This is a genomic window from Geodermatophilaceae bacterium NBWT11 (genome assembly GCA_014218215.1).
Classification (GTDB): domain Bacteria; phylum Actinomycetota; class Actinomycetes; order Mycobacteriales; family Geodermatophilaceae; genus Klenkia.
The window spans coordinates 4322465-4344932 of sequence record CP043652.1 but is presented as its reverse complement, the minus strand read 5'-3'; the positions used below and the strand labels follow the sequence as shown (position 1 = coordinate 4344932).

Sequence of the window (22468 nt, the reverse complement as noted above, 5' to 3'; positions counted from 1 at the left end):
AGACAGTGGACCGAGCCGTGCCCGGCCAGGAGGCCGAGCCACGGCAGACCGCCGTGCCACGTGTACCGAGGGAGCGACGATGACCAACCCCCCGCAGGGTGGCGACGAGCAGGACCGGGACGGCGCCTCCGGGCAGACCGGTGAGACGCCGTGGTGGTCGGGCGGGTCCGGGTCGTCGACCGGCTCGTCCGGTTCCTCCCCGGCGTCCGCACCCCAAGAGCCCGAGGCCACGCAGGCCCACCACCCCTCCCAGGACGACGTCCCCGAGGGCCCCGGCTCGACCCGGATGATCCCGCTGCGCCAGCCCGGCCAGGACGCCCCGGCCGCCGGCTGGGAGCAGTCCACCTCCGCCGGCGCGTCGGGCGGGGGCTCCAGCTGGGGCCAGCAGGCCTCCGGCTGGTCCGGGCAGGGCTCGGACGCACCGGAGCGCACGGGGTCCTCGGCCGCCGGGTCCGCCGGCTGGTCCGGGCAGTCCGCGGCGGGTCAGCAGCCGAGTTCCCAGCAGCCCGGTTCCCCGCAGCAGCCTCCGCCGTTCGGCTCGACCCCCGGGCAGTACGGGCAGCAGTCGCCGTCGGGGCAGTCCTCGCCCGGGCAGAGCGCGTCCGGTGCGCCGTCCTACGGGCAGCAGTCCGGCCCGTACGGCCAGAACCCGTCCTACGGGCAGGGCCAGCAGGGGCAGGGCCAGTACGGACAGCAGCCCTCGTACGAGCAGCCGTCGGGCCAGTACGGGCAGCAGCCGTCCTACGGCCAGCCCCAGGCCGGGACGTCGAGCCAGTACGGACAGGGTGGTCAGTACGGCCAGGCCGGTCCGTCGGGCCAGCCGGGCCAGCCGGGTCAGGGCCAGTACGGGCAGCCTGGTCAGCAGGGGCAGTACGGCCAGCAGGGCCCGTACGGACAGCAGGCCCCGTACGGGCAGAGCAACCAGTACGGACAGTCCGGGCCCGGTCAGCAGTACGGGCAGCAGGGCTCGTGGCAGGGCGGCAACCAGGGTGCGCCGGCCAAGAAGCGCAACACCGGTCTCATCGTCGGGCTGATCGCGCTGGCCGTGGTGGTCATCGCGGCGGCGATCATCCTGCCGCTCGTGCTCGGCGGCACGCGCCTGGACCCGCAGGCCGTCCAGCGCGACGTCGCCACCCAGTTCGAGGAGCGGGAGAGCGTCGCCGTCGACCTCACCTGCCCCGACGACATGGACGTGTCGGTGGGGGAGACCTACCAGTGCACCGGCACCACCGCCGACGACGAGGACGTCACGATCTCCATCGAGATCACCTCCGACGAGGGCGCCTACACCTGGCAAGAGGGCTGAGACACCCCTGACGGCGGGCCCTCGGGCCCGCCGTCAGAAGGTGAAACCGGGCCACTCCAGGGCAGCGCCCAGCCGACGGACCGACGTCTGCAGCCCGTGCTGCTCGGCCAGGGCGGTGAGCGCGTCCGGGTCGGCGGGCCGACCGGGCAGCTCGCCGGCCACCTCGGGCATGTCGATGTCCTTCACCACCTCCACTACGGCGGGCGCCACGTCGAGGTAGGCCGAGGCCTCGTGCAGCTTCTTGAGCACCGAGGCGGTCAGCGGCGCCTTCGGGACGGTGGTCCTGGCCGCCGCAGCCCGGATGCCCGCCAGGTCCCCGAACGCGGTGATCAGTGCTGCCGCGGTCTTCTCCCCGACGCCCTTGACGCCGGGCAGGCCGTCGCTGGGGTCGCCGCGCAGCACGGCGAAGTCGGCGTAGGCCTTCCCGGGCACGCCGTACTTGGCCGCCACCGCACCCTCGTCGACCAGGTCGAGGTCGCCGATCCCGCCCCGGGCGGTGTAGAGCACCCGCACCCCGCGGGCGTCGTCCACCAGCTGGAACAGGTCCCGGTCGCCGGTGACGACGTCGACGTCCCGGTCGGCGCGGGTGGCCAGCGTGCCGATCACGTCGTCGGCCTCGTAGCCGGGTGCCCCGACCCGGGCGATGCCGCAGGCCGCGAGCACCTCGACGAGCACCGGCACCTGCGGGCCGAGCTCGTCGGGCACCTCCTCGGCCCCTTCCTCGGCCTGCCGGTGGGCCTTGTAGGAGGGCACCGCGTCGGTGCGGAAGGCCGGGCGCCAGTCGTCGTCCCAGCAGGCCACCAGGTGGCTGGGACGGTGGGCGACGACGAGCCGGGCGGTCATGTCCAGGAAGCCGCGGACGGCGTTGATCGGCCTGCCGTCGGGGGTCACCACGGTCATCGGGACGCCGTAGAAGGCGCGGAAGTACAGGCTCGCGGCGTCCAGCAGCATCGTCGTCACGCCGGGGACGGTAACGGCCTCACAACGACCGGCGGAACCGTCCGACGTGCTGGTTAGTCTCTGCCGATGACCGCCCTGGACCCCAAGGTCGCCGCGCCCGACGTGGACCGGGCCCTGCTGGCTGCTCTGGCCCGGGACGGTCGGGCCAGCTACACCGAGCTGGCCGAGAAGGTCGGGCTGTCGGTGTCGGCGGTGCACCAGCGGGTCCGCCGGCTCGAGCAGCGCGGGCTGATCACCGGCTACGCGGCCAAGGTCGACGCCAAGGCCGTCGGACTGCCGCTGGTCGCCTTCGTGTCCATCACCCCGATCGACGTGGCCCAGCCCGACGACGCCCCGGCCCGGTTGGCCCACCTGGGCGCCATCGAGGCCTGCCACTCCGTGGCCGGCCCGGACAGCTACCTGCTCAAGGTGCGGGTGGCCTCCCCGGACGCCCTGGAGGGCCTGCTCGCCGAGATCCGGTCCGCAGCGAACGTCACCACCCGGACGACGGTCGTGCTCACCACCTTCTACGAGGACCGGCCGCCGCTCTGATCCTCGACGTCCCGGCCTTCTACGCCGACTGGTCCGCCGGTGACGTGCCGGCGCTGTCGGCGCGGCTGCGGGCGGGGGTGGACTGGCCCGAACCCTGGTCGGGCGGGCGGCTGCGGGGCCGGCGGGCCGTCGAGGCGCACCTGCGGGACCAGGCTCGCGTGGTGCGGCTGCAGGTGACACCCGTGGTGGTGCGCCGGGTCAGCGGCCTCGTCGAGGTGACGGTGCACCAGGTCGTGCGCGACGCCGACGGCGACCTGCTGTCCGACACCACGGTGCAGCACACCCTGACCGTCGTCGACGGGCTCGTCACGAGGCTGGACGTCGGGGAACCGCCGGCCTGACCGTTCGTCCACAGGTCGGCCCGGCACGTCGACATCGGCCCGAACGTGTGTTCGACTGGGGTCATGCGATGGGACGCCCAACGGCTCGACCTCGTGGAGCCCGAGACGCTCCCCGGGCTGCCCACCGTGGCCGGCCTGCTGCGCAGCCTCCAGGTGCCCGAGTTCCCCGGCCTCACCCTGCACGAGGTGCGCTCCAAGTCCGCGCTGAACGCCGTGCCCAAGGGCTCGGCCATGCCCTTCGCCTACACGATCAACACGTTCCGGGGCTGCTCCCACGCGTGCGTGTACTGCCTAACGGGGGACACGGCCATCCTGATGGCGGACGGCCGGACCAGACGGATCGCCGACCTGCGGGTCGGCGACCAGATCATCGGCACCGAGGTCGTGGGGTCCTACCGCCGGTACGTGACCACCGAGGTGCTGGCGCACTGGAGCACGCGCAAGCCCGGGCACCGGGTGCGGCTGCACGACGGGACCGAACTCGTGGCCAGCGGCGACCACCGCTTCCTCACCAACCGTGGCTGGAAACACGTCACCGGCGCCACGTCCGGAGCTGACCGGCGGCCGCACCTCACCCCGAACGACTCGCTCCTCGGGTTCGGGCTGACCGCCGAGACACCCAAGTCCTGCGACGACCACCGACGGGGCTACCTCGCCGGCATGATCCGTGGCGACGCGACTCGAGGGCGCTACGAGTACGCGGGCCCGGGAGGGAGGACGCGAGTCGTCCACCGTTTTCGACTGGCCTTGGCCGACGTCGAGGCGCTGGACCGAGCGCAGGCGATGTTGGCCGAGGAGGGTGTTCGGACCGACCGGTTCCAGTTCACGGCAGGGACCGACGTCCGTCGGCCCATGACCGCCATCCGGACGCAGCGCACAGCAGACCACGACCGCATCGGCGAGCTGGTGGCCTGGCCTGACGCACCGAGCGAGGAGTGGCACCGGGGCTTCCTCGCCGGGGTCTTCGACGCCGAGGGGTCTCGGAGTGCGGGCGTGCTGCGGGTCGCCAACTGCGATCCGGAGATCCTGCGACACACCGAGGAGGCCTTCCGCGCCTTCGGCTTCGACGTCGTCCGGGAGGACCGCGAGCGCGCCAACGGGTTGGGGTACGTCCGTCTGCGCGGCGGCCTGCGGGAGCACATGCGCTTCATCCACCTGGTGGACCCGGCCACCCGCCGCAAGTGCTCCGTCGACGGCATCGCCATCAAGAGCGATGCCGATCTCCGGGTCGCCTCGGTCGAGCCTCTGGGCCTCGAGCTGCCCATGTACGACATCACCACCGGTACCGGCGACTTCATCGCCAACGGGGTGGTCAGCCACAACTGCTTCGCCCGCGGCACCCACGAGTGGCTGGAGCTGGACACCGGGGCTGACTTCGACCAGGAGATCGTGGTCAAGACCAACATCGCCGAGGTGCTGCGGCGCGAGCTGGGCCGGGCGTCCTGGAAGCGCGAGCACGTGGCGCTGGGCACCAACACCGACCCCTACCAGCGCGCCGAGGGCCGCTACCGGCTGATGCCGCCGGTGATCGAGGCCCTGGCGCGGTCGGGCACCCCGTTCTCGATCCTCACCAAGGGCACGCTGGCCCAGCGCGACCTGCCGCTGCTGGCCGCTGCCAGCAGGGACGTGCCGATCGGGATGGGCGTCTCGCTGGCCATCTGGGACGACGACCTGCACCGCTCGCTGGAACCCGGTGTGCCGACCCCGAAGGCGCGCCTGGAGCTGGTCCGCCGCATCCGGGACGCCGGGCTGCCGTGCGGGGTGTTCCTCGCCCCGGTCCTGCCGGGGCTCACCGACCAGCGCGACCACCTGGAGAAGGCCATCGCGGCCGTCGCCGAGGCCGGTGCCACCGGGATCACGGTGGTGCCGCTGCACCTGCGACCCGGGGCGCGGGAGTGGTTCACCACCTGGCTGTCCCGGGAGCACCCTCGCCTGGTCAGCCGGTACAGGGCGCTGTACGGGCGGGGCGCCTACGTGCCCGCGGACTACCGGCAGTGGCTCTCGGCCCGGGTCGCCCCGATGCTCGCCGCGCACGGGCTGGACAGCCACACCGGGGGAGTGGCCCGCGGGGTCGGGGGGCTGCCCGGGGACGACGCGGCCAGCTTCCCGGCCGGGTCGCTGCCCGACCGGCCGGTGACGGTCGTCGAGGTGGAGGAGCCCGAGCAGCTGTCGCTGTGCTGAGCCGCCCGGAACGGGCCCGTGCCGGTCCTGGCCGGTGGCCCGGACCCGGTTAGGGTCCGCGCATGTACACGGCCAGCTGGCGTGACGTCGTCCGCCGCGACCTCTTCGGCAACCGGCCCGACCCCCGGGACAGGCCCTACCGGATCGTCGTCCGCGCCTTCCTGGTGGTGTTCCGTGTCTTCGGCTTCCGGTTCGACGTCCGCGGTCAGGAGAACCTGCCCACCACCGGCGGGGCGGTGATCGCCAGCAACCACGTGAGCTACTTCGACTTCACCTACCTGGGCCTGGCCGCCCTGCCGCAGCGCCGGCTGGTGCGGTTCATGGCCAAGGCCTCGGTGTTCGACAGCCGGGTCTCCGGGCCGTCCATGCGGGCCATGCAGCACATCCCGGTCGACCGGCGCGCCGGCGCTGCCGCCTTCGACGTGGCGGTGCGCGCGTTGCAGGCAGGCAAGGTGGTCGGGGTCTTCCCCGAGGCCACCATCTCCAGCTCGTTCACCGTCCAGGAGCTCAAGGCCGGAGCCGCCCGGATGGCCGTGAAGGCCGGGGTGCCCGTCATCCCGGCCGCGGTCTGGGGCGGACACCGGATCGCCACCAAGGCCCGCCGGCCCGTCTTCCGCCGGGGCATCCCGGTGACGGTGCTGCTCGGTGAGCCGATCGTGCCGGCCGAGGGGGAGAGGACCCAGGCCGTGCTGCGCCGCACCAAGGCCGCGATGGAGGAGCTGCTCGCCGAGGCCCAGCGCAGCTACCCGGACGTCCCCGCCGACGACACCGACCGCTGGTGGCTCCCCACCCACCTCGGCGGCACCGCACCGACGCCGGAGGAGGCCCACGAGCTGGACGTCCACGACGTCAACGGCACTGCGACCAAGGCTCCGCGCAGGTCCCTGGTCCAGCGGTTCAGGAGGAGCTAGACCCCAGCCGGAACGCCTCGCACTCCACCCCGTACCACCGCGTCGTCCGGCCCAGCGGGGTCATCCCCAGCCGCCGGCACACCGCCAGCGACGGCTCGTTCCCCGGCCGCACCACGGCGAACACCTCGGGCAGCCCGTCCTCGAACGCGCGCGGGACGACGGCCGCGGCCGCCTCGGTGGCGTACCCGCGACCCCAGCTGTCCGGGTGGAAGTGCCAGCCCACCTCGAACTCGCCGTCCCCGGCCGGCAACGGCTTGAGCAGCACCGTGCCGGCCACCGGGGAGCCGTCCAGCGGCTGCACCGCCCAGCACCCCGCCCGTGGATCGGCCGCGTGCACCGCCGCCCACCGCTCGAGCATCGCCTGCACCCCACCGGCCGGCGGCCCGGACAACCACCGGGTCACCTCGGCGCGCCCGTACAGGTCGGCGAGCCGCGCGAGGTCGTCCTCGGACGAGGTCCACGCCCGCACGAGGAGCCGCCCGGTCCTCACCAGCTCCACGGCACACACCTCCCGATGATCATGGGGTGGATGTCGGAGACTCGCCGACGGGCGGCGTGTCACCTGGCAACGACCCCATGATCACCGGCCGGAGGGGGGAGGGGAAAGAGGGGAGGGGGGTCAGGACAGCTGGGCCAGGGAGGCCTCGCGGGAGGCCACCGCTGCGGCGTCGGCGGCCACCGGGTCGACGGCGCGGTCGGCCCACCACTGCCGGCCGGACGCCGGGAGCGAGGGGATCGGGTCGTAGTAGGTGTAGCGGCGGTCCAGCGCGGCCTCGTCGGTGCGCTCGATGCCGGTGCGGTAGTTCTTGGTCCAGTAGCTGATCCCGCGCTCGCGGTCGTACTCGGCGACCTGGTGCACCCAGCGCTTTCCGACGTAGGGCACGTCGCAGACGATCCGCGGGGTGGCGAAGCCGGGCAGGTAGCCCATCAGGTCGTGCTGCAGGGTCTGCGCCACCGACAGCGGCACCCGCCAGTGCTCGGCCGAGGGGATCATGTCGCACATGTAGAAGTAGTAGGGCGTGACACCGGCACCGTCCAGCAGCGCGAAGCACAGGTCCAGCAGCTGGCCGGCGGTGTCGTTGACCCCGTGCAACAGGACGCCCTGGTTGCGCACGTCGCGCACGCCGGCGGCCAGCATCGCCTGGGCGGCCTCGGCCACCAGCGGGGTGACCGACTGGGCGGCGTTGACGTGCGTGTGGACGGCGAGGGACACCCCGCGCGACCGCGCCGTCGTCGCCAGCCGGGTCATCCCGGCGACGACGTCGTCCTGCAGCCAGTGCTGCGGCATCCCCATCAGCGCCTTGGTGGCCAGCCGGATGTCGCGGACGGAGTCGATCTCCAGCAGGCCGGAGACGAACGCCTCGAGGTTCTTGAACGGCAGGTTGGCGACGTCACCGCCGGAGACCACGACGTCCCGGACGCCGGGGGTGGCCCGCAGGTAGGCCAGCATCTCGGCCTGCCGGTCGACCGGCTTGAGGTCGAACTTCAGCTTGGTGACCGCCGGGGTGGAGTTGCCGACGAGGTCCATCCGGGTGCAGTGCCCGCAGTACTGGGGGCAGGTGGGGAGCAGCTCGGCGAGCACCTTGGTGGGGTAGCGGTGGGTGAGGCCCTCGACGGCCCACATCTCGTGCTCGTGCAGGGAGTCCCGGGCGGCGTAGGGGTGGCTGGCGGCGGCCCCGGGCAGCCGGTCCGACGCCACCGGGAGCATGTAGCGGCGCACCGGGTCGGCCAGCATCGCCGCGGTGGTCGGGACCGCCGCCGGGACCATGGTGTTGAGCATCTGCGGGGGCAGCAGCAGCGACATCGTGGCGCGGCCGGCCTGGTCGGCCTCGACGTCGGCGAAGAAGGACTCGTCGAGCAGGTCGCCGTAGACCCCGCGCAGCTGACGCAGGTTCTTCACGCAGTTGACCCGCTGCCACTGGGCGCTGCGCCACTGCTCCGCCGTCACGTCGGCGAACCCGGGCAGCCGACGCCAGTCGGGCTCGACGAGCTCCCGGGCGGTGTACTCGTAGGGCTGCTCCAGCACGACGTCCTCCTGCGGGTGCGACCGGCACTTCCGGTGGCGACTCCGACACCCTACGGGAGATCGTTCGGTGAAACGTGAGTTTCGCGATAGGTTCTCCGTGTTCAGCACCAGTGACGACGAGGAGTTCCAGGTGACGACGGCGGCAGAGCGGGCACTGGGCGTGCACCGGGTGCTCGAGCCGGTGGGCGTGCTGCCCCAGGCCGCGCACCGGCTGGACCCCGATGCCCCGACCGGCCGCGACGAGGTGCGCATCGACGTCGAGCGGCTCAACCTCGACGCGGCGTCCTTCCGGCAGCTCGGCGAGGCCCACGCAGGGGACGGCGACGCGGTGCGGGCCGCCGTGCTGGAGATCGTGGGCCGGCGCGGCAAGATGCAGAACCCCGTCACCGGCTCCGGCGGGATGCTCATCGGTCGGGTCGCCGAAGTGGGCGACGACTCCCCGCTGGGCCTGGCCGTCGGCGACCGGGTGGCCACCCTGGTGTCGCTGACGCTGACCCCGCTGCGGATCACCGACGGCCTCGAGCGCTGGGACGGGCTCGGCGAGCAGGTGCCCACCACCGGCACCGCGGTGCTCTTCGCCCGGTCCATCGCCGCCGTGCTCCCCGAGGACCTGCCGGAGAACGTGGCGCTGGCGGTGCTCGACGTGTGCGGGGCCCCGGCGGCCACCGAGCGCGTGGTCCGGCGGGGGTCGTCGGTCGCGGTGATCGGTGCCGCCGGGAAGTCCGGCTGCCTGTCGCTGGCCGCGGCCCGGGACGCCCACGCCCACCGGCTGGTCGGCGTCGTCCGCACCGAGCAGGAGGCCACCGCGCTGCGGGCGGCCGGGCTGGCCGACGAGGTCGTCGTCGCCGACGCCACCGACCCGCTGGCCGTCGCCGCGGCGGTCGGCGACCCGGTCGACGTGACCGTGGTCTGCGTGGACGTGGCCGGGGCCGAACACGGCGCGGTCCTCGCGACGGCCGACGGCGGCACCGTGGTCTTCTTCTCCATGGCCACCTCCTTCCCGGGGGCGGCCCTGGGCGCCGAGGGGATGGCAGCGGACGTGACCATGCTGATCGGGAACGGCTACACGCCGGGGCACGCCGCCCTGGCCCTGGACCTGTACCGCCGGACCCCCGGCGTGCGGGCCCTGATCGACCCGCGCGTCCACTGATGTCGCTCCTGATCGGCGACGTCACCGTCGGGGACGCCCGCGGCCGGGCCCTGCACGTCGTCGACGGCGCGATCGCCTGGGTCGGGCCGTCCGCCGACGCCCCGACGGCGGACCGGACCCTGGACGGCGGCGGCGCCCTGCTCACCCCGGCGTTCGTCGACGCCCACGTGCACGCCACCGCCACCGGGCTGGCCCTGACCGGGCTGGACCTGCACGGGGCGGACAGCCTGCGGTCGGCGCTGGCGGCGGTCGCCGCGCACGTGGCCCGGCACCGCAGCGGCATCGTGCTGGGGACCGGCTGGGAGGAGAACGACTGGCCCGAGGGCCGCGCACTCACCCGGCACGACCTGGACGCCGTGGTGGGGGACCGGCCGGCCTACCTCGCCCGGGTCGACGTGCACTCCGCGACCGTGTCCACCGCGCTGCTCGACCGGATCCCGGGCATCACCGCGCTGCCCGGGTACTCCGCCGACGGCCAGCTGCGCCTGGACGCCCACCACGCCGCCCGGCAGGCCGCCTACGGCGCCGTGGACCCGGGCCAACGCACCACCGCCCAGCGCGCCACCCTCGACCTCGCCGCCGACCTGGGCATCGGCTGCGTGCACGAGATGGCCGGCCCCGAGGTGTCCAGCGCCGAGGACCTCGCCGGGCTGCTGCAGCTGTCCCGCCGGGCCCCGGGCCCGCTGGTGCTCGGCTGGTGGGGGGAGCTGTCCGAGCGCGGCGGGCTGGACGTCGTCCGCGAGCTGGACCTGGCCGGCGCCGGGGGCGACCTGTTCTGCGACGGCGCGTTCGGCTCGCACACCGCGGCGCTGTCCACCCCGTACACCGACCGGCCCGACACCTCGGGCGTGCTGCGCTTCGAGACCGCCCAGCTGGTCGAGCACGTGCGTGCCTGCACCGCCGCCGGAGTGCAGGCCGGGTTCCACTGCATCGGGGACGCCGCGGTCGACCAGGTGCTCGCCGCCGTCGCCGCGGTGGGGGAGCAGCTGGGCCGCGACGCCGTCCGGGCGTGCCGGCACCGGCTCGAGCACGTCGAGATGGTGTCGGTCGACGCCATCGAGGAGATGCGCCGCTGGGGGATGGTCGCCAGCGTCCAGCCGGCCTTCGACGCCGCCTGGGGCGGGGACGGCGGCATGTACGCCGAGCGCCTGGGCGTGGAGCGGGCGCTGGCCTGCAACCCGCTGGCCGACCTGTCCGACGGCGGGGTGGCGATCGCGCTGGGCTCCGACGCCCCGGTCACCCCGCTGGACCCCTGGGGCGGGGTGCACGCCGCCGTCGACCACCGCACCCCCGGCGCCGGACTGCGCCCCTTCGACGCCTACGACGCAGCGACCCACGGCGGCTGGCACGCCGCCCGCGCCGAGCACCGCGACGGCCCCCTGGCCGTCGGAGCTCCGGCGCACCTGGCGCTGTGGGCCACCGACCTGACCCTGTCCGGGGTGCTCGCCGAGCGCGCCCGGCCCACCTGCCGTGGCCTGCTCGTCGGTGGCCACGCCGTCCGAGGAGAGCCGTGAGCGCCCGTCTGACCCTGGACCCGGGCCTGGTCACCCGGGCCCGCGAGCTGGCCGAGCAGGCCGCCCAACCGGTGATCGACCTGGCCGGGAAGCACACCACCGTCTCCGTCGAGCGCGCCGTGCTGCGGCTGGCCGGCCTCGAGGGCACCGATCCGGTGACCGGGGAGGGCGAGATCCCCTGGGTGAACCGGGTGGTGGACGTCGTCCGCGAGCAGGTGGGGCTGGAGCACGGCGTGGCGCTGCCGGTCTGGCACGCGATCGCCTCGGGTGCGGCCGCGACCGTGCAGGACGTCGCCGAGCAGGTCGGCGCGGGCACCGCCCGCTTCGAGGTGCCCACCGGCGGGGACGAGGAGCGGGCCCGTGAGGCCGCGCTCGCCGCCGTCGGTGCCGGTCTCTCCCGGGTGGACGACGCCCGCCGCCGGCGGGAGGAGCTGGTGGCCACCCACGGCGACCCGCCCCGCCGTCCCTGGATCTACCTGATCGTGGCCACCGGCGACATCTACGAGGACATCCCGCAGGCCCAGGCGGCCGCACGCGCCGGGGCCGACGTCATCGCCGTCATCCGCTCCACCGGGCAGTCGCTGCTGGACTACGTGCCCGAGGGCGCCACCCGCACCGGGTACGCCGGCACGTACGCCACCCAGGAGAACTTCCGGCTCATGCGGGCCGCCCTGGACGAGGTGAGCGCGGAGCTCGGCCGCTACGTCCGGCTCACGAACTACGCCTCGGGGCTCTGCATGCCCGAGATCGCCGCTCTGGCCGGGCTCGAGCGGCTGGACATGATGTTGAACGACGCGATGTACGGGATCCTCTTCCGCGACATCAACCCGATCCGCACCTTCGTCGACCAGCGGTTCAGCCGGATGGTGCACGCCCGCGCCGGGATCATCATCAACACCGGCGAGGACAACTACCTCACCACCGCCGACGCCGTCGACGAGGCGCACACCGTCACGGTCAGCCAGCTGCTCAACGAGCGGTTCGCCCGCGAGGCCGGCCTCGAGGACTGGCAGCTGGGCCTGGGCCACGCCTTCGAGATCAACCCGACGGTGCCGGAGTCCTTCCGGCTCGAGCTGGCGCACGCGATGCTGGCCCGCTCGCTGTTCCCCGACGCCCCGCTCAAGTGGATGCCGCCCACCAAGCACATGACCGGGGACGTGTTCGGCGGCTACCTGCTCGACGGGTTCTTCAACCTGGCCGGGATGCTCACCGACCAGTCGATCCTGCTGGTCGGGATGATGACCGAGGCCGTCGTGACCCCGTGGCTCTCCGACCGGGACCTGGCCCTGCGCAACGTGCGCTACGTGCTGGACGCCGCCGGGGGACTGGGGGAGGACTTCGCCCCGCCGCCGGGCGGGTTCATCGACACCCGCGCGCACACCGTCCTCGGCGAAGCCGTCGAGCTGCTGGAGCGGATCACCACCGACGGCCTGCTGCCCTCCATCGCGGCCGGCACGTTCGGCATCACCAGGCGTCCGGCCGACCGCGGCAAGGGCCTGGACGGCGTGGTCGTGAAGGCGCCGGGCCACCTCGACCCCGCCACCGAGCTCATGGAGGCAGCGCTGTGAGCAGCATCGTCCGGCCCTACGGCGACACCACCGGCGACGGGATGATCCAGACGTCGTTCACCCTCCCGGTGCCGCCGGGGCCCAGGGCCGAGGGCGCGGCGCTGCAGCTGGCCACCAAGATGGGCATCAGCCCCGCGATGGTGGTGCACAGCCACGGCATCGGCACCGGCTACACGTTCTTCGTCGTCTACGGCTCGGTGTCCCACCTGGTCGACCTGGACGCCGTCGAGGTCGAGGAGCGGGCCTACCCGCTGCTCAGCCCCAGCGAGGTCAACGGGGTGATCAAGACCCGGCTGCACCGCAAGCTCGTGGTCATGGGCGCCTGCATCGGCACCGACGCCCACACCGTGGGCATCGACGCGATCCTCAACCTCAAGGGCTTCGCGGGGGAGAAGGGCCTGGAGTACTACCGGGAGATGGACGTCGCCAACCTCGGCGCCCAGGTCACCGTGCCCGAGCTGGTCGGCCAGGCCCGCGCCGCCCGCGCCGACGCCGTGCTGGTCAGCCAGGTCGTGACCCAGAAGGACGCGCACCTGCGCAACACCCGCGAGCTGGCCGGCGCCTTCCGCGAGGCGATGGGGGAGGACCGGCCGCTGCTCGTCGTCGGCGGGCCGCGCTTCGACCCGGCCATGGCCCGCGAGCTCGGCGTGGACAAGGTCTTCGGCCGCGGCACCACCCCCGGCGAGGTGGCCTCCTACCTCGTCTCCGCCCTGATCCCGTCGGGAGAGGCAGCATGAGTGCAACCGTCGGGTTGACCGTCACCCACCGCCGCTACGTGCCGTACGCCCACGCGCACTACGGCGGCTCGCTGGTGGACGGCGCCTACACGCTGGGCCTGTTCGGCGACGTCGCCACCGAGGTAGCGATCGTCGGGGACGGCGACGAGGGCCTGCTGGCCGGCTACTCCGAGGTCCGCTTCCTCGCCCCGGTGCAGGCCGGGGACGTGCTGGAGGCCTCGTGCGAGGTCGTCCGGGTCGGCCGACGCAGCCGCGAACTGCGGTGCTGGGCCGACGTGGTGGCCCGGGCCGACCCGTCCCGCGGCGCGTCGGCGGCCACCGTGCTGGACCCGCCACTGCGGGTGGTGGAGGCGACCGCTGCCCTCGTCGTCCCCGCGACCGGTGCGTGACCTCCGGTACAGCCGATGTAACGGTTCGGTCACGGCGTGCCGCTGCTGTACCGATGGCCTGTCCGGGGCCCGCTCCGTTCCCTAGGGTCTGACCCCGCAGCACGAACGGCCCCGAGGCGTCTCGGGACCACCCGGGCGGCACCCCGCGCCACCAGACAACGGCGGGTACGGACGCAGCCGGCGTCCGCCCCGGCGGCCCGAAGGTGCGGGGTGCCGCCACCGGGTGCCGGACGCCCCGCCGGACGGGTGGGATGCTGGGTCCGGCCGCAACCGCGGCCCGGACCCGGCCCACCGGCCTGTGGTCCACGTCCCCGCCGGCGGCGGGGTGGACACGAACGGGGGCGGGTGCCGGAGTGGTGGCGACCGGCACGGTCCAGGCGGCACGCCCGCCCGAGGACGAGCAGCGGACCAGCCGTCGCGGGATCGGCCTGCTCGGCCGCACCCTGCTGGCGACCCTCGGTGGTGGCGCGCTGTTCCTCGCCTTCCCGGGCTGGGACCTGACCGGGCTGGCCGTCCTGGGCCCGATGGCGCTGTCCCTGGCCGTCCGGGGCGTCCGGGTGCGCACCGGGCTGTGGCTCGGCCTGGTCACCGGCCTGGTCTTCTTCGTCCCGCTGCTGTCCTGGACCGGCATCTACGTCGGCTCGTTCCCCTGGCTGGCGCTGGCGACCACCGAGTCCCTGTACGTCGCGGTCCTGGGTGGGGCGCTGGCGCTCACCTCACGCGCGCGGGGCTGGCCGTTCTGGGCCGCGGCGCTGTGGGTCGGTCAGGAGGCCGTCCGCGGCCGCTGGCCCTTCGGTGGCTTCCCCTGGGGACGCCTGGGCTTCAGCCAGGCCGACGGTCCGTTCACCGGGCTCGCCGCCTGGGGCGGGGTGCCGCTGGTGTCCTTCGCGGTGGCGTTGACCGGCACGCTGCTGGCGGCCGCCGTCCTCGCGCTGGTGCGCCGCGGCCGGCGGGGGAGCGGGCGGAAGGTCGCGGTCCTCGCCGTCGTGGGCGCGATCGCCGTGCCGTCGCTCGGGCTGCTCTCGTCGCTGCCGCTGGCCGGGTCCTCGCTCACTGAGGGCGGACCGACGCAGACCGTCGCCGTGGTGCAGGGCAACGTGCCCCGCGCCGGCCTGGACTTCAACGCCCAGCGCCGCGCGGTCCTGGACAACCACGTGCAGCAGACCCTGGACCTCGCCGCCGCGGTGGCTGCCGGCGACCAGGACCAGCCCGACCTCGTGGTGTGGCCGGAGAACAGCTCCGACATCGACCCCTACCTCAACGCCGACGCCGCGGCCGCGATCGACCGGGCCGCCCGGGCGATCGACGCCCCGATCCTGGTCGGGGCGGTGGTCAGCGGGCCGGGGGAGTTCATCTCCAACACCGCCATCGTCTGGGACCCCGAGACCGGGCCGGGCCAGACCTACGTCAAGCGGCACCCGGTGCCCTTCGCCGAGTACATCCCGTACCGGTCCTTCTTCCGCTTCTTCAGCTCCCAGGTCGACCTGGTGCGCAACGACTTCGCCGCCGGCGACGAGGTGGGCACGCTGCAGATCGCCGGCTCCACCGTCGGGGACGTCATCTGCTTCGAGGTCGCCTACGACGGCCTCGTGCACGACGTCGTGGACGGCGGCGCCACGATGCTGGTGGTGCAGACCAACAACGCGACCTTCGGGTTCTCCGACGAGAGCCCCCAGCAGCTCGCGATGGGCCGGCTGCGCGCGGTGGAGACCGGCCGCTCGGTGGTGATGGCCTCCACCAGCGGGATCAGCGCGGTCATCGCCCCCGACGGCACCCTGGTCCGCAGCTCGGAGCTGTTCACCCCCGACGTCTTCGTCGAGGACATCGCCCAGCGGGACGGCCAGACCCTGGCCTCGCGGCTGGACGCCGGCCCGGAGTGGGTGCTCACCGCCCTCGGGGTCGGCTCGGTCCTGGTGCTGGCCGGCTCTGGGGTCATCCGCCGCCGGGCCGCACGTCGAACGCAGGCGTGAGCCCCGCGCGAGACGGCGTCCTGGTCGTCGTCCCCACCTACAACGAGGTCGAGAGCCTGGCGCCCGTGCTGGCGCGGCTGCACGCCGCCGTCCCGGCCGCGCACGCCCTGGTCGTCGACGACGGGTCACCCGACGGCACCGGCGCGCTCGCCGACGCGCTGGCTGCCGCCGACGAGCGGGTGCACGTGCTGCACCGCACCGAGAAGGCCGGGTTGGGCCCGGCCTACGTGGCCGGCTTCGCCTGGGCGCGCGAGCACGGGTGGCCGGTCGTCGTGGAGATGGACGCCGACGGGTCACACCCGCCCGAGCAGCTCCCCGACCTGCTGACCGCCCTCGCCGACGCCGACCTCGTGCTGGGTTCGCGCTACCTCCCCGGGGGGCGCGTGGAGGACTGGCCGTGGTTCCGGCTGGCCATCTCCCGGGTGGGCAACGTCTACACCCGGCGCGCCCTGCGGCTGCCGCTGACCGACGCCACCGGGGGCTTCCGGGCGGTCCGGGCCGAGCTGTTGGACCGGCTGCCCTTCGACGAGGTGGCCTCGCAGGGCTACTGCTTCCAGGTCGACTGGGCCTGGCGGGCGGTCCGCAGCGGGGCCCGGGTGGTCGAGGTGCCGATCGTCTTCACCGAACGTGCCGCCGGCAGGAGCAAGATGAGCTCCTCGATCGTTGGAGAGGCACTGGCACGGGTGACCTGGTGGGGTCTGCTCGACCGGGTGGCCGACCGGCTGCCCGGCAGGGTCCCCCGACCCGTGCCGGCACGGTCGCAGGTCGCCGGAGGTCGCTGACCTCCCCGGTGACCGGAGAGAGGGAGAAGATGTCGAGCCGACTGCGCACCATCCTGGGCCTGGGTGCCCTGGCCGAGGTGCTGGTGTTCATCGCCGTGGCGGCCTGGATCGGCGTGGGCTGGACGGTCCTGGCGACCATCGCCACCAGCGTGCTGGGCTGGGTGCTGCTGGCCAAGCAGGGCACCAAGACGCTCACCGAGCTGCGGCTGCGGGCCCAGGAGCACCGCGCCCCGGGCACCGTGCTGGGCGACGCCGGGCTGATCGCCGCGGGCGGGCTGTTCATGATCCTGCCCGGCTTCATCGGTGACCTGCTGGGGCTGCTGTGCCTGCTGCCCGGCACCCGGCGACTGCCCCGGGCGCTGATCACCTCGCTGGTGCTGCGTCGGCTGCCCGACCGGGCCCGCGGGCCGGTGCACGTGCGCAGCGAGCGGACGGCCGAGGTGGACCCCACCGTTCGCACGACCAGCACCCGGGGGCCGGCGGTCATCGAGGGGACCGTGGTCGACGACCCCCGCTGACGGACGCAGAACGGCCCCCCGGAGCAGTGCTCCGGGGGGCCGTTCGGTGTCGGTGCTCAGCTGACCTTGGTGCGCCGGCTCTTCAGCACGTCGAGGCGCTCGGCCAGGACCTCCTCGAGGTCGTCGACCGAGCGACGCTCCAGGAGCATGTCCCAGTGCGTGCGCGGGGGCTTGACCTTCTTGGGGGCCGGCTCGGCGCCACCGACCAGCTTGGCCGAAGCACCGTCGTACTTGCACTCCCAGGTGTCCGGGAGCTCTGCGTCGTCGGCGAAGGGCACCGTGACCACGTGGCCCTGCGTGCACCGGTACTCGGCGTACTGCCGCTCGATCGGCGCCGTGTTGCGCTCGGTCTCGTAGCTGACGCTGCCCAGTCGGCTGCCGCGGAGGGATCGCTCACCCATGGTCCACCGTCCTCTCCTGCTCGTGTCGGTCCGTGCACGGTCGCCCACCGGGGCCGGGGCACGCGTCCACGGCACGGAGTCGTGGAGGTGTCACCCGGGGGGACCGATGGGATCAACGACGGAAGTCGGACGGAGATTCCGTCTCGTCAGTCGCCCATCATCGCACGGACACCTCGCCGTCGGCCAGGGGAGACCCGGACAGGGTGAGCTGACCCGGCCCGGTGGGGGTCGGGCCGAGCTGCCCGTTGACGTGGTGTCGCCGGCAGAGCACCTGGTAGCGGACCTCGTCGGGGGCCTTCTGCGGGGCCGAGGCCACGGTGTCGGCGACGACCACCGTCTCGCCCTCGCGCACCATGGCGCCGTCGACGACCCGGGCGTTGAGCAGGCCGGGGAGCCCGCACCAGCACAGCACCTCGACCTGGATGCGCTGCACGTCGTCGGCGAGCTCGAACAGCCGGCGGGTGCCGGTGAACAGCTCGGCCCGGAAGTCGGTCGTCAGCCCGAAGGCGTAGACGTCGACGTGCGACTCGTCGACCAGCTCGGCCAGCTGCTCCACCTGGGGGCCGGTGAGGAACTGGGCCTCGTCGACGATCACGTAGTCCACCCGGTGCCCGTCGGCCCAGCGGTCGCGCACCAGCAGCCGGACGTCGGTGTCGCCGTCCACCTCGACGGCGTCCCGGCTGAGCCCCACCCGGCTGCTGATCCGGGGCGCGGCCGACCGGTCGCCCTGGGTGAGCCGCAGACCGTGCCGGCCCTGCCGGCTCTGGTTGTGGTCCACCTGCAGCGCCAGGGTGGACTTCCCACAGTCCATCGGACCGTGGAAGAACGTCAGGTGCGCCGGGGCGGCGTGCCGCCGGCGGTCACCGGACGCCGGGACGACGAACGGCGGGAGCGGCGGGTTCACAGCCGCTCCGGCGGGGTGTTGCCGGCCGCGATCACCGCGCGACGCATCGGGAGCCGGGCGAGGGCGAGGAAGCCCAGGACGAAGAAGACCACCAGGCTGATGATCGCGTACCGGTAGGAGCCGGTGAGCTGGTAGGTCAGTCCGAACGCCAGCGGGCCCAGCCAGGAGGTGCCCCGGTCGCTGATCTCGTAGAAGCCGTAGTACTCGGCCTCCTTGCCCGGTGGGATCAGGTGGCTGAACAGCGAACGGGACAGCGCCTGGGTGCCGCCCTGCACCAGGCCGATGACCGCCGCGAGGGCGTAGAACTGCGCGACCGCGCCCTCCTGCAGGTAGAAGGCGGCGACCAGCACCGCCGTCCAGGCCACCAGGCACCCGAGCACCGTCCGCTTCGCCCCGTACCGGGCCGCCACCCGCCCCAGGCCCAGGGCGCCGGCCACGGCCACCACCTGGACCATCAGGATCGCGCCGGTGAGCACCGACTGCTCCAGGCCCAGCTCCTCGGTGGCGTAGGTCGCCGACAGCGAGATGACGGTCTGCACCCCGTCGTTGAACAGCAGGTAGGCACCCAGGAACCACAGCGTGAGCGGGAAGGCCCGCATCTCCTTCATGGTCCGGCCCAGCTGCCGGAACCCGCCTCCGGGACGCCGGTGCGAGGCGGGCACCGGGCGGTCGCGCAGCCGAGAGACGGTGAACAGCGTGAACGCGCCCCACCAGAGCCCGGCGCTGGCCAGGCAGATCCGGACGGCCTCGCCCGTGGTGAGCCCCAGCGAGGGCGCCCCCAGCACGAGCCCCAGGTGCACGGCCAGCAGCAGCGCGCCCCCGACGTAGCCGAACGCCCACCCCCTGCTCGACACCGCGTCGCGCTCGTCGGGTCCGGCCAGGTCGGGCAGCCAGGAGTAGTAGACGACGGTGGCCGCGCCGAAGCTGACGTTGGCCACCACGAACAACAGCGCGCCCAGCAGGTAGCGGCCGTCGGCGACGAAGAACAGCCCGGTGGTCGACACCGCACCCAGGGCGGCGAACCCGGCCAGCAGCTGGCGCTTCCTCCCGGTCCGGTCGGCCACCGCCCCGGTCAGCGGCAGCACCAGCACCTGCAGGACGACGGAGAACGACAGCACGTAGGAGAACCAGCTGCCCGGGGGGATGGACAGCCCGAGGAACCCCAGCCGCCCGTCGGGGCCGGCGGCGTCCTCGGCCACCGAGGTCAGGTAGGGGCCGAGGAAGACGGTGGTGACGGAGGTGTTGAAGACCGACATCGCCCAGTCGTAGGAGTACCAACCGAAGCGTTCGCGGCGCAGCTCGGCGTCCGGGGCCGGGGTGTCCACCGTGCGGGAGTCGGTCACCGGCGCAGGGTGTCAGCCGCCGAGCGCTCAGGTCCAGCGGCGGGCTCCGACGCGCCCGGGACGTCGTCGGGGACCACCCCGCCCGGGAACGCCGCGGTGGCCCGGACCGGACGGGTGGGGTCGTGGAAGAGGATCCGGTCGGCCGGCTCGTGTGCCCGCAGCGGGGCCAGGCCACGGGTGATCGCGGCGTTGATCCGGGTACGGGCCTTGTTCGCGTCCCCGACCCTGCTGAGCTCGAGGTCGTCGAGGGGGACCGGGGGGCCGACGTGGACCTTCAGTGCAGGTTGACGCCACAGCGCGGACGCCGCCGTCCGCAGCTTGGTCCGGTCGTTGCCGTAGGCGAGCACCTCGTGCGCGCCCCACTGGCTGATCGGGAGCACCGGCACCCGGGTGCTCAGGGCGAGGCGGGCCAGCCCGGTGCGGCCCTTCTCCGGCCAGCCGTCGGGGGTGAGCCCCACCCGGCCCTCGGGGAACAGGGCCACGTGTCCACCCCGGGCCAGCGCCTCCTCCACCACCTTCAGCGCCCGGGCGGCGACGTCGGTGCCGCGATCGACCCGGATGCCCCCGGAGCGCTCCAGCACCGGGCCCACCAGGGGAGCGGTGATGATGCCCTTGGCCGCCATGAACCGGGGGGTGATGCCCAGCGAGTGCAGGCTGGCGCCCATCACGAAGCTGTCGTAGTCCCCGATGTGGTTGGCGGCCAGGATCAGCGGGCCGTCCAGCAGCTCCCGGGACACCGACCCGGTGATCTGCAACCGGCCGAACAGCGGCACGGCGGGGGACACCGTGTGCAGCAGGAACCGCCAGAACCACCAGGGCGGGGTGGCGGCCACCGCGAGCTCCCGGGCGAACCAGGCGGGGTCGTCCTCACCCACCTGGTCGGCCAGGTCCGCCGGCACCGCGGGCCAGCGGGGCTCCCAGGCGAGCAGCCGCTGCTTCCACGACGGGCGGCTCACCGGCCGGTCCACTGGCCGCGGGCGTCGAGGACCTCGCGCAGCATCGCCGGGCGGTCGGTCATCACGCCGTCCACCCCCATGTCGAGCATCCGGTCCGCCTCCTGGGCGTCGTCGACGGTCCACACGTGCACCTGCAGGCTCCGTTCGTGGGCTGCGGCGATGAAGCGCTCGTCGACCAGCGGCCGCCCGCCGAGGTGCAGCGGCACCTGGGCGCAACCGGCCTGGATGCGCACCAGCCCGGCGGCGCGCGGGGAGTACGACGACAGCCGCAGGGCCGCCACGCCCTTGGGCCCCAGCGACGTGCACAGCTCCGGACCCAGCAGCCGCCGGGCGGCCGCGATCCGGGCGTCGGAGAAGGAGGCCAGGCAGATGCGGTGCAGCGTGCCGGTGCGCCGCACCAGCTTCGCCAGGGGCGCGAGCACCCCGGCGGCCTTGACGTCGAGGTTGAACCGGACGTCGGGCCAGGCGGTCAGCAGGTCCTCCAGCGCGACGACGGGCTCGCGGCCACCGATCAGCGCCGTCCGCACCTCCCGCCAGGGCCGGGCGTCGACCCGGCCGGTCTGGTCGGTCACCCGGTCCAGGGTCGGGTCGTGGAAGGCGACCAGGACGCCGTCGGCGGTGACCCGCACGTCGGTCTCCAGGTAGCGGTAGCCCAGCGCGACGCACGCCTCGAAGGCCGGCAACGTGTTCTCGACGTGCTCGATGGCGCCACCGCGGTGCGCCATGGCCAGCGGGGTCTCGCTGTCGAGGAAGGGGAAGCGCGAGCCGGGCACGCGAACACGCTAGGGCGGGTGTCCGGGGCGCGCTGAGCGGGGGTGCCTGGGCGTGTCCTGTGGGGCGGTGCCACCTGCCGGTCTACGGTTCGCGGCGTGGTGGCAGAGCAGGTGGCGGCGCCCGAGGGCGTGGCCGTGACGATCCCCGGCACCGACCCGGTGGGCGCGGGCACGACCCGTCGTCCGCGACGTCGGTCGACGACGGCGGAGGAACGACGGTGTGGCTGGTGCCGCAGCGTGCTGCCCGCCCAGGAGTCCGTGGGACGGCCGCGGTTGTACTGCGGCCAGGCCTGCCGCCAGCGCGCCTACGAGCAGCGCTCGGCGACGGCCAAGGCGGGGTTGAGCCCGGACGTCGTCCTGGTGACCCGCTCGGAGCTCGACGGGCTGCAGGACCGGCTGTTCCAGCTGCGCTGCGCCCTGGAGGACGTGCAGACGCTCATGGGGGAGAAGCCGACGAAGGCCGACCTGGAGAAGGCACTCGCCGAGCTGGTCCGCTCCACCGGTCGGCTGGACAAGCTCTGGCTCTCCGGCCGCAACGCCGGCTGAACCCGCCCTGGACACACGACAGCGCCCGTTCCGTCAGTGTGACGGAACGGGCGCTGTTCGGGTCTGTGCGGCCGGGTCAGCCGACGCCGCCACCCTCGGCGTTCTCGGCCCCGGTGCCCGGGATCTCGTTGCCGTGGTTGTAGACGCTGCCCTGCTCGACGCTGGACGGGTCGTTGCCCGAGGTGTTGTTCGTGTCGTCCTTCGGCGTGCCGGTGCGCTGACCCAGACCGTCGGTGTCGCTGCACCCGGTCAGTGCACCGCCGGCGCCGAGGAGGGCCAGTGCGGCGAGGACGGAGACGACGGGACGGCGGATCTGCATGTGCGGACCTTATGCGACCGCGCAGCCGACCGGCTCGCCGACACCCGACCCGACACCGGTGCTTACGTCACCCTGACGCAATACGACAGGTGGCGGTGGGTGGAGGGGAGTCCGACGGCCGGCGACCGTGGCCCACGAGACCGGGCGGAGGCGGCCCCGAGGGCGCCGCAGCGGGCACCGGACATCCAGGCTGGGGGCTCCGTTGCGCAGTTGCGGTCGTCGACACGCGACGACGCGCCGTCCGCAACGACGACACCTGCACTCTGGCGGACTGCAGGACGCCGCTGGGACCCCTGTCTGCAGGCCGTCCCTTCGCGCCGATAATCGACATTATGTCAACCT

The 22468-nt window shown here is 73.9% G+C and carries 23 protein-coding genes; 14 read left to right on the top strand and 9 right to left on the bottom strand.

The genetic code is table 11. The annotated features are described in order from the left end of the window. Nucleotides 1–79 precede the first annotated feature (79 nt). On the top strand, nucleotides 80–1306 hold the full coding sequence (locus tag F1C76_21085) for a DUF4333 domain-containing protein (protein ID QNG38703.1): 1227 nt from the start codon (nucleotides 80–82) through the stop codon (nucleotides 1304–1306). A gap of 33 nt (nucleotides 1307–1339) precedes the next feature. Here F1C76_21085 and F1C76_21080 read toward each other — a convergent pair whose 3' ends face one another. After that, nucleotides 1340–2257 carry a flap endonuclease gene (locus tag F1C76_21080; protein ID QNG39447.1) on the bottom strand — a complete coding sequence of 306 codons (918 nt, stop codon included), beginning with the start codon at nucleotides 2255–2257 and terminating at the stop codon, nucleotides 1340–1342. A gap of 75 nt (nucleotides 2258–2332) precedes the next feature. Between F1C76_21080 and F1C76_21075 the strand changes: the two genes are divergently transcribed. The 4 genes from F1C76_21075 to F1C76_21060 all read left to right on the top strand — a co-directional run bounded on the left by F1C76_21075 (nucleotide 2333) and on the right by F1C76_21060 (nucleotide 6230). Beyond that, on the top strand, nucleotides 2333–2797 hold the full coding sequence (locus F1C76_21075; protein QNG38702.1) for an Lrp/AsnC family transcriptional regulator: 465 nt from the start codon (nucleotides 2333–2335) through the stop codon (nucleotides 2795–2797). Nucleotides 2798–2841: 44 nt separating this feature from the next. Further along, nucleotides 2842–3138 carry a hypothetical protein gene (locus tag F1C76_21070; protein ID QNG38701.1) on the top strand — a complete coding sequence of 99 codons (297 nt, stop codon included), beginning with the start codon at nucleotides 2842–2844 and terminating at the stop codon, nucleotides 3136–3138. A 63-nt stretch (nucleotides 3139–3201) separates the two neighbouring features. Next, nucleotides 3202–5319, top strand: a complete 2118-nt coding sequence (locus F1C76_21065; GenBank protein QNG38700.1) for a radical SAM protein — start codon at nucleotides 3202–3204, stop codon at nucleotides 5317–5319. A 62-nt stretch (nucleotides 5320–5381) separates the two neighbouring features. Next, nucleotides 5382–6230, top strand: coding sequence for a 1-acyl-sn-glycerol-3-phosphate acyltransferase (locus tag F1C76_21060; GenBank protein ID QNG38699.1), 849 nt, complete (start codon nucleotides 5382–5384; stop codon nucleotides 6228–6230). Here the strand turns inward: F1C76_21060 and F1C76_21055 are convergent. Both F1C76_21055 and F1C76_21050 read right to left on the bottom strand, forming a co-directional pair. Next, nucleotides 6217–6729 carry a GNAT family N-acetyltransferase gene (locus F1C76_21055; protein QNG38698.1) on the bottom strand — a complete coding sequence of 171 codons (513 nt, stop codon included), beginning with the start codon at nucleotides 6727–6729 and terminating at the stop codon, nucleotides 6217–6219. The genes F1C76_21060 and F1C76_21055 overlap by 14 nt on opposite strands. Before the next feature lie 120 nt (nucleotides 6730–6849). Next, nucleotides 6850–8256: a lysine 2,3-aminomutase gene (locus F1C76_21050; GenBank protein ID QNG38697.1), complete on the bottom strand. Its 1407-nt coding sequence runs from the start codon at nucleotides 8254–8256 to the stop codon at nucleotides 6850–6852. A gap of 154 nt (nucleotides 8257–8410) precedes the next feature. Here F1C76_21050 and F1C76_21045 point away from each other — a divergent pair, with 154 nt between their 5' ends. From F1C76_21045 to F1C76_21010, 8 genes are all read left to right on the top strand, one after another. Further along, nucleotides 8411–9406 carry an L-erythro-3,5-diaminohexanoate dehydrogenase gene (locus F1C76_21045; GenBank protein QNG39446.1) on the top strand — a complete coding sequence of 332 codons (996 nt, stop codon included), beginning with the start codon at nucleotides 8411–8413 and terminating at the stop codon, nucleotides 9404–9406. Next, the gene (locus F1C76_21040) at nucleotides 9406–10920 is read left to right on the top strand and encodes an amidohydrolase family protein (GenBank protein ID QNG38696.1); all 1515 of its coding nucleotides are present in this window, start codon (nucleotides 9406–9408) and stop codon (nucleotides 10918–10920) included. Before F1C76_21045 ends, F1C76_21040 begins: the two co-directional genes overlap by 1 nt. Next, nucleotides 10917–12488: a lysine 2,3-aminomutase gene (locus F1C76_21035; GenBank protein QNG38695.1), complete on the top strand. Its 1572-nt coding sequence runs from the start codon at nucleotides 10917–10919 to the stop codon at nucleotides 12486–12488. Before F1C76_21040 ends, F1C76_21035 begins: the two co-directional genes overlap by 4 nt. A gap of 41 nt (nucleotides 12489–12529) precedes the next feature. Further along, complete coding sequence (locus tag F1C76_21030; GenBank protein QNG39445.1) at nucleotides 12530–13225, top strand: lysine 2,3-aminomutase; 696 nt, start codon at nucleotides 12530–12532, stop codon at nucleotides 13223–13225. Next, nucleotides 13222–13614, top strand: coding sequence for an acyl-CoA hydrolase (locus F1C76_21025; GenBank protein QNG38694.1), 393 nt, complete (start codon nucleotides 13222–13224; stop codon nucleotides 13612–13614). The genes F1C76_21030 and F1C76_21025 overlap by 4 nt, the downstream gene beginning before the upstream one ends. A gap of 251 nt (nucleotides 13615–13865) precedes the next feature. After that, the gene (lnt, locus tag F1C76_21020; GenBank protein QNG38693.1) at nucleotides 13866–15584 is read left to right on the top strand and encodes an apolipoprotein N-acyltransferase; all 1719 of its coding nucleotides are present in this window, start codon (nucleotides 13866–13868) and stop codon (nucleotides 15582–15584) included. Continuing rightward, nucleotides 15581–16366, top strand: a complete 786-nt coding sequence (locus F1C76_21015; GenBank protein QNG38692.1) for a polyprenol monophosphomannose synthase — start codon at nucleotides 15581–15583, stop codon at nucleotides 16364–16366. The genes lnt and F1C76_21015 overlap by 4 nt, the downstream gene beginning before the upstream one ends. A 29-nt stretch (nucleotides 16367–16395) precedes the next feature. Further along, on the top strand, nucleotides 16396–16884 hold the full coding sequence (locus F1C76_21010; protein ID QNG38691.1) for an FxsA family protein: 489 nt from the start codon (nucleotides 16396–16398) through the stop codon (nucleotides 16882–16884). A gap of 56 nt (nucleotides 16885–16940) precedes the next feature. Here the strand turns inward: F1C76_21010 and F1C76_21005 are convergent, their stop codons facing one another. From F1C76_21005 to F1C76_20985, 5 genes are all read right to left on the bottom strand, one after another. Continuing rightward, nucleotides 16941–17285, bottom strand: a complete 345-nt coding sequence (locus F1C76_21005) for an RNA polymerase-binding protein RbpA (GenBank protein QNG38690.1) — start codon at nucleotides 17283–17285, stop codon at nucleotides 16941–16943. Between the two features lie 157 nt (nucleotides 17286–17442). Further along, nucleotides 17443–18189, bottom strand: a complete 747-nt coding sequence (locus tag F1C76_21000; protein ID QNG38689.1) for a thymidine kinase — start codon at nucleotides 18187–18189, stop codon at nucleotides 17443–17445. After that, complete coding sequence (locus F1C76_20995) at nucleotides 18186–19532, bottom strand: MFS transporter (GenBank protein ID QNG38688.1); 1347 nt, start codon at nucleotides 19530–19532, stop codon at nucleotides 18186–18188. The genes F1C76_21000 and F1C76_20995 overlap by 4 nt, the downstream gene beginning before the upstream one ends. Next, on the bottom strand, nucleotides 19529–20488 hold the full coding sequence (locus F1C76_20990) for a 1-acyl-sn-glycerol-3-phosphate acyltransferase (protein ID QNG38687.1): 960 nt from the start codon (nucleotides 20486–20488) through the stop codon (nucleotides 19529–19531). Before F1C76_20990 ends, F1C76_20995 begins: the two co-directional genes overlap by 4 nt. Beyond that, on the bottom strand, nucleotides 20485–21261 hold the full coding sequence (locus tag F1C76_20985; protein QNG38686.1) for a glycerophosphodiester phosphodiesterase: 777 nt from the start codon (nucleotides 21259–21261) through the stop codon (nucleotides 20485–20487). Before F1C76_20985 ends, F1C76_20990 begins: the two co-directional genes overlap by 4 nt. A gap of 237 nt (nucleotides 21262–21498) precedes the next feature. Between F1C76_20985 and F1C76_20980 the strand changes: the two genes are divergently transcribed. Then, nucleotides 21499–21807, top strand: a complete 309-nt coding sequence (locus F1C76_20980; GenBank protein ID QNG39444.1) for a hypothetical protein — start codon at nucleotides 21499–21501, stop codon at nucleotides 21805–21807. 76 nt (nucleotides 21808–21883) lie between these two features. Here F1C76_20980 and F1C76_20975 read toward each other — a convergent pair whose 3' ends face one another. Continuing rightward, nucleotides 21884–22126, bottom strand: coding sequence for a hypothetical protein (locus F1C76_20975; protein ID QNG38685.1), 243 nt, complete (start codon nucleotides 22124–22126; stop codon nucleotides 21884–21886). Nucleotides 22127–22468: the final 342 nt, after the last annotated feature.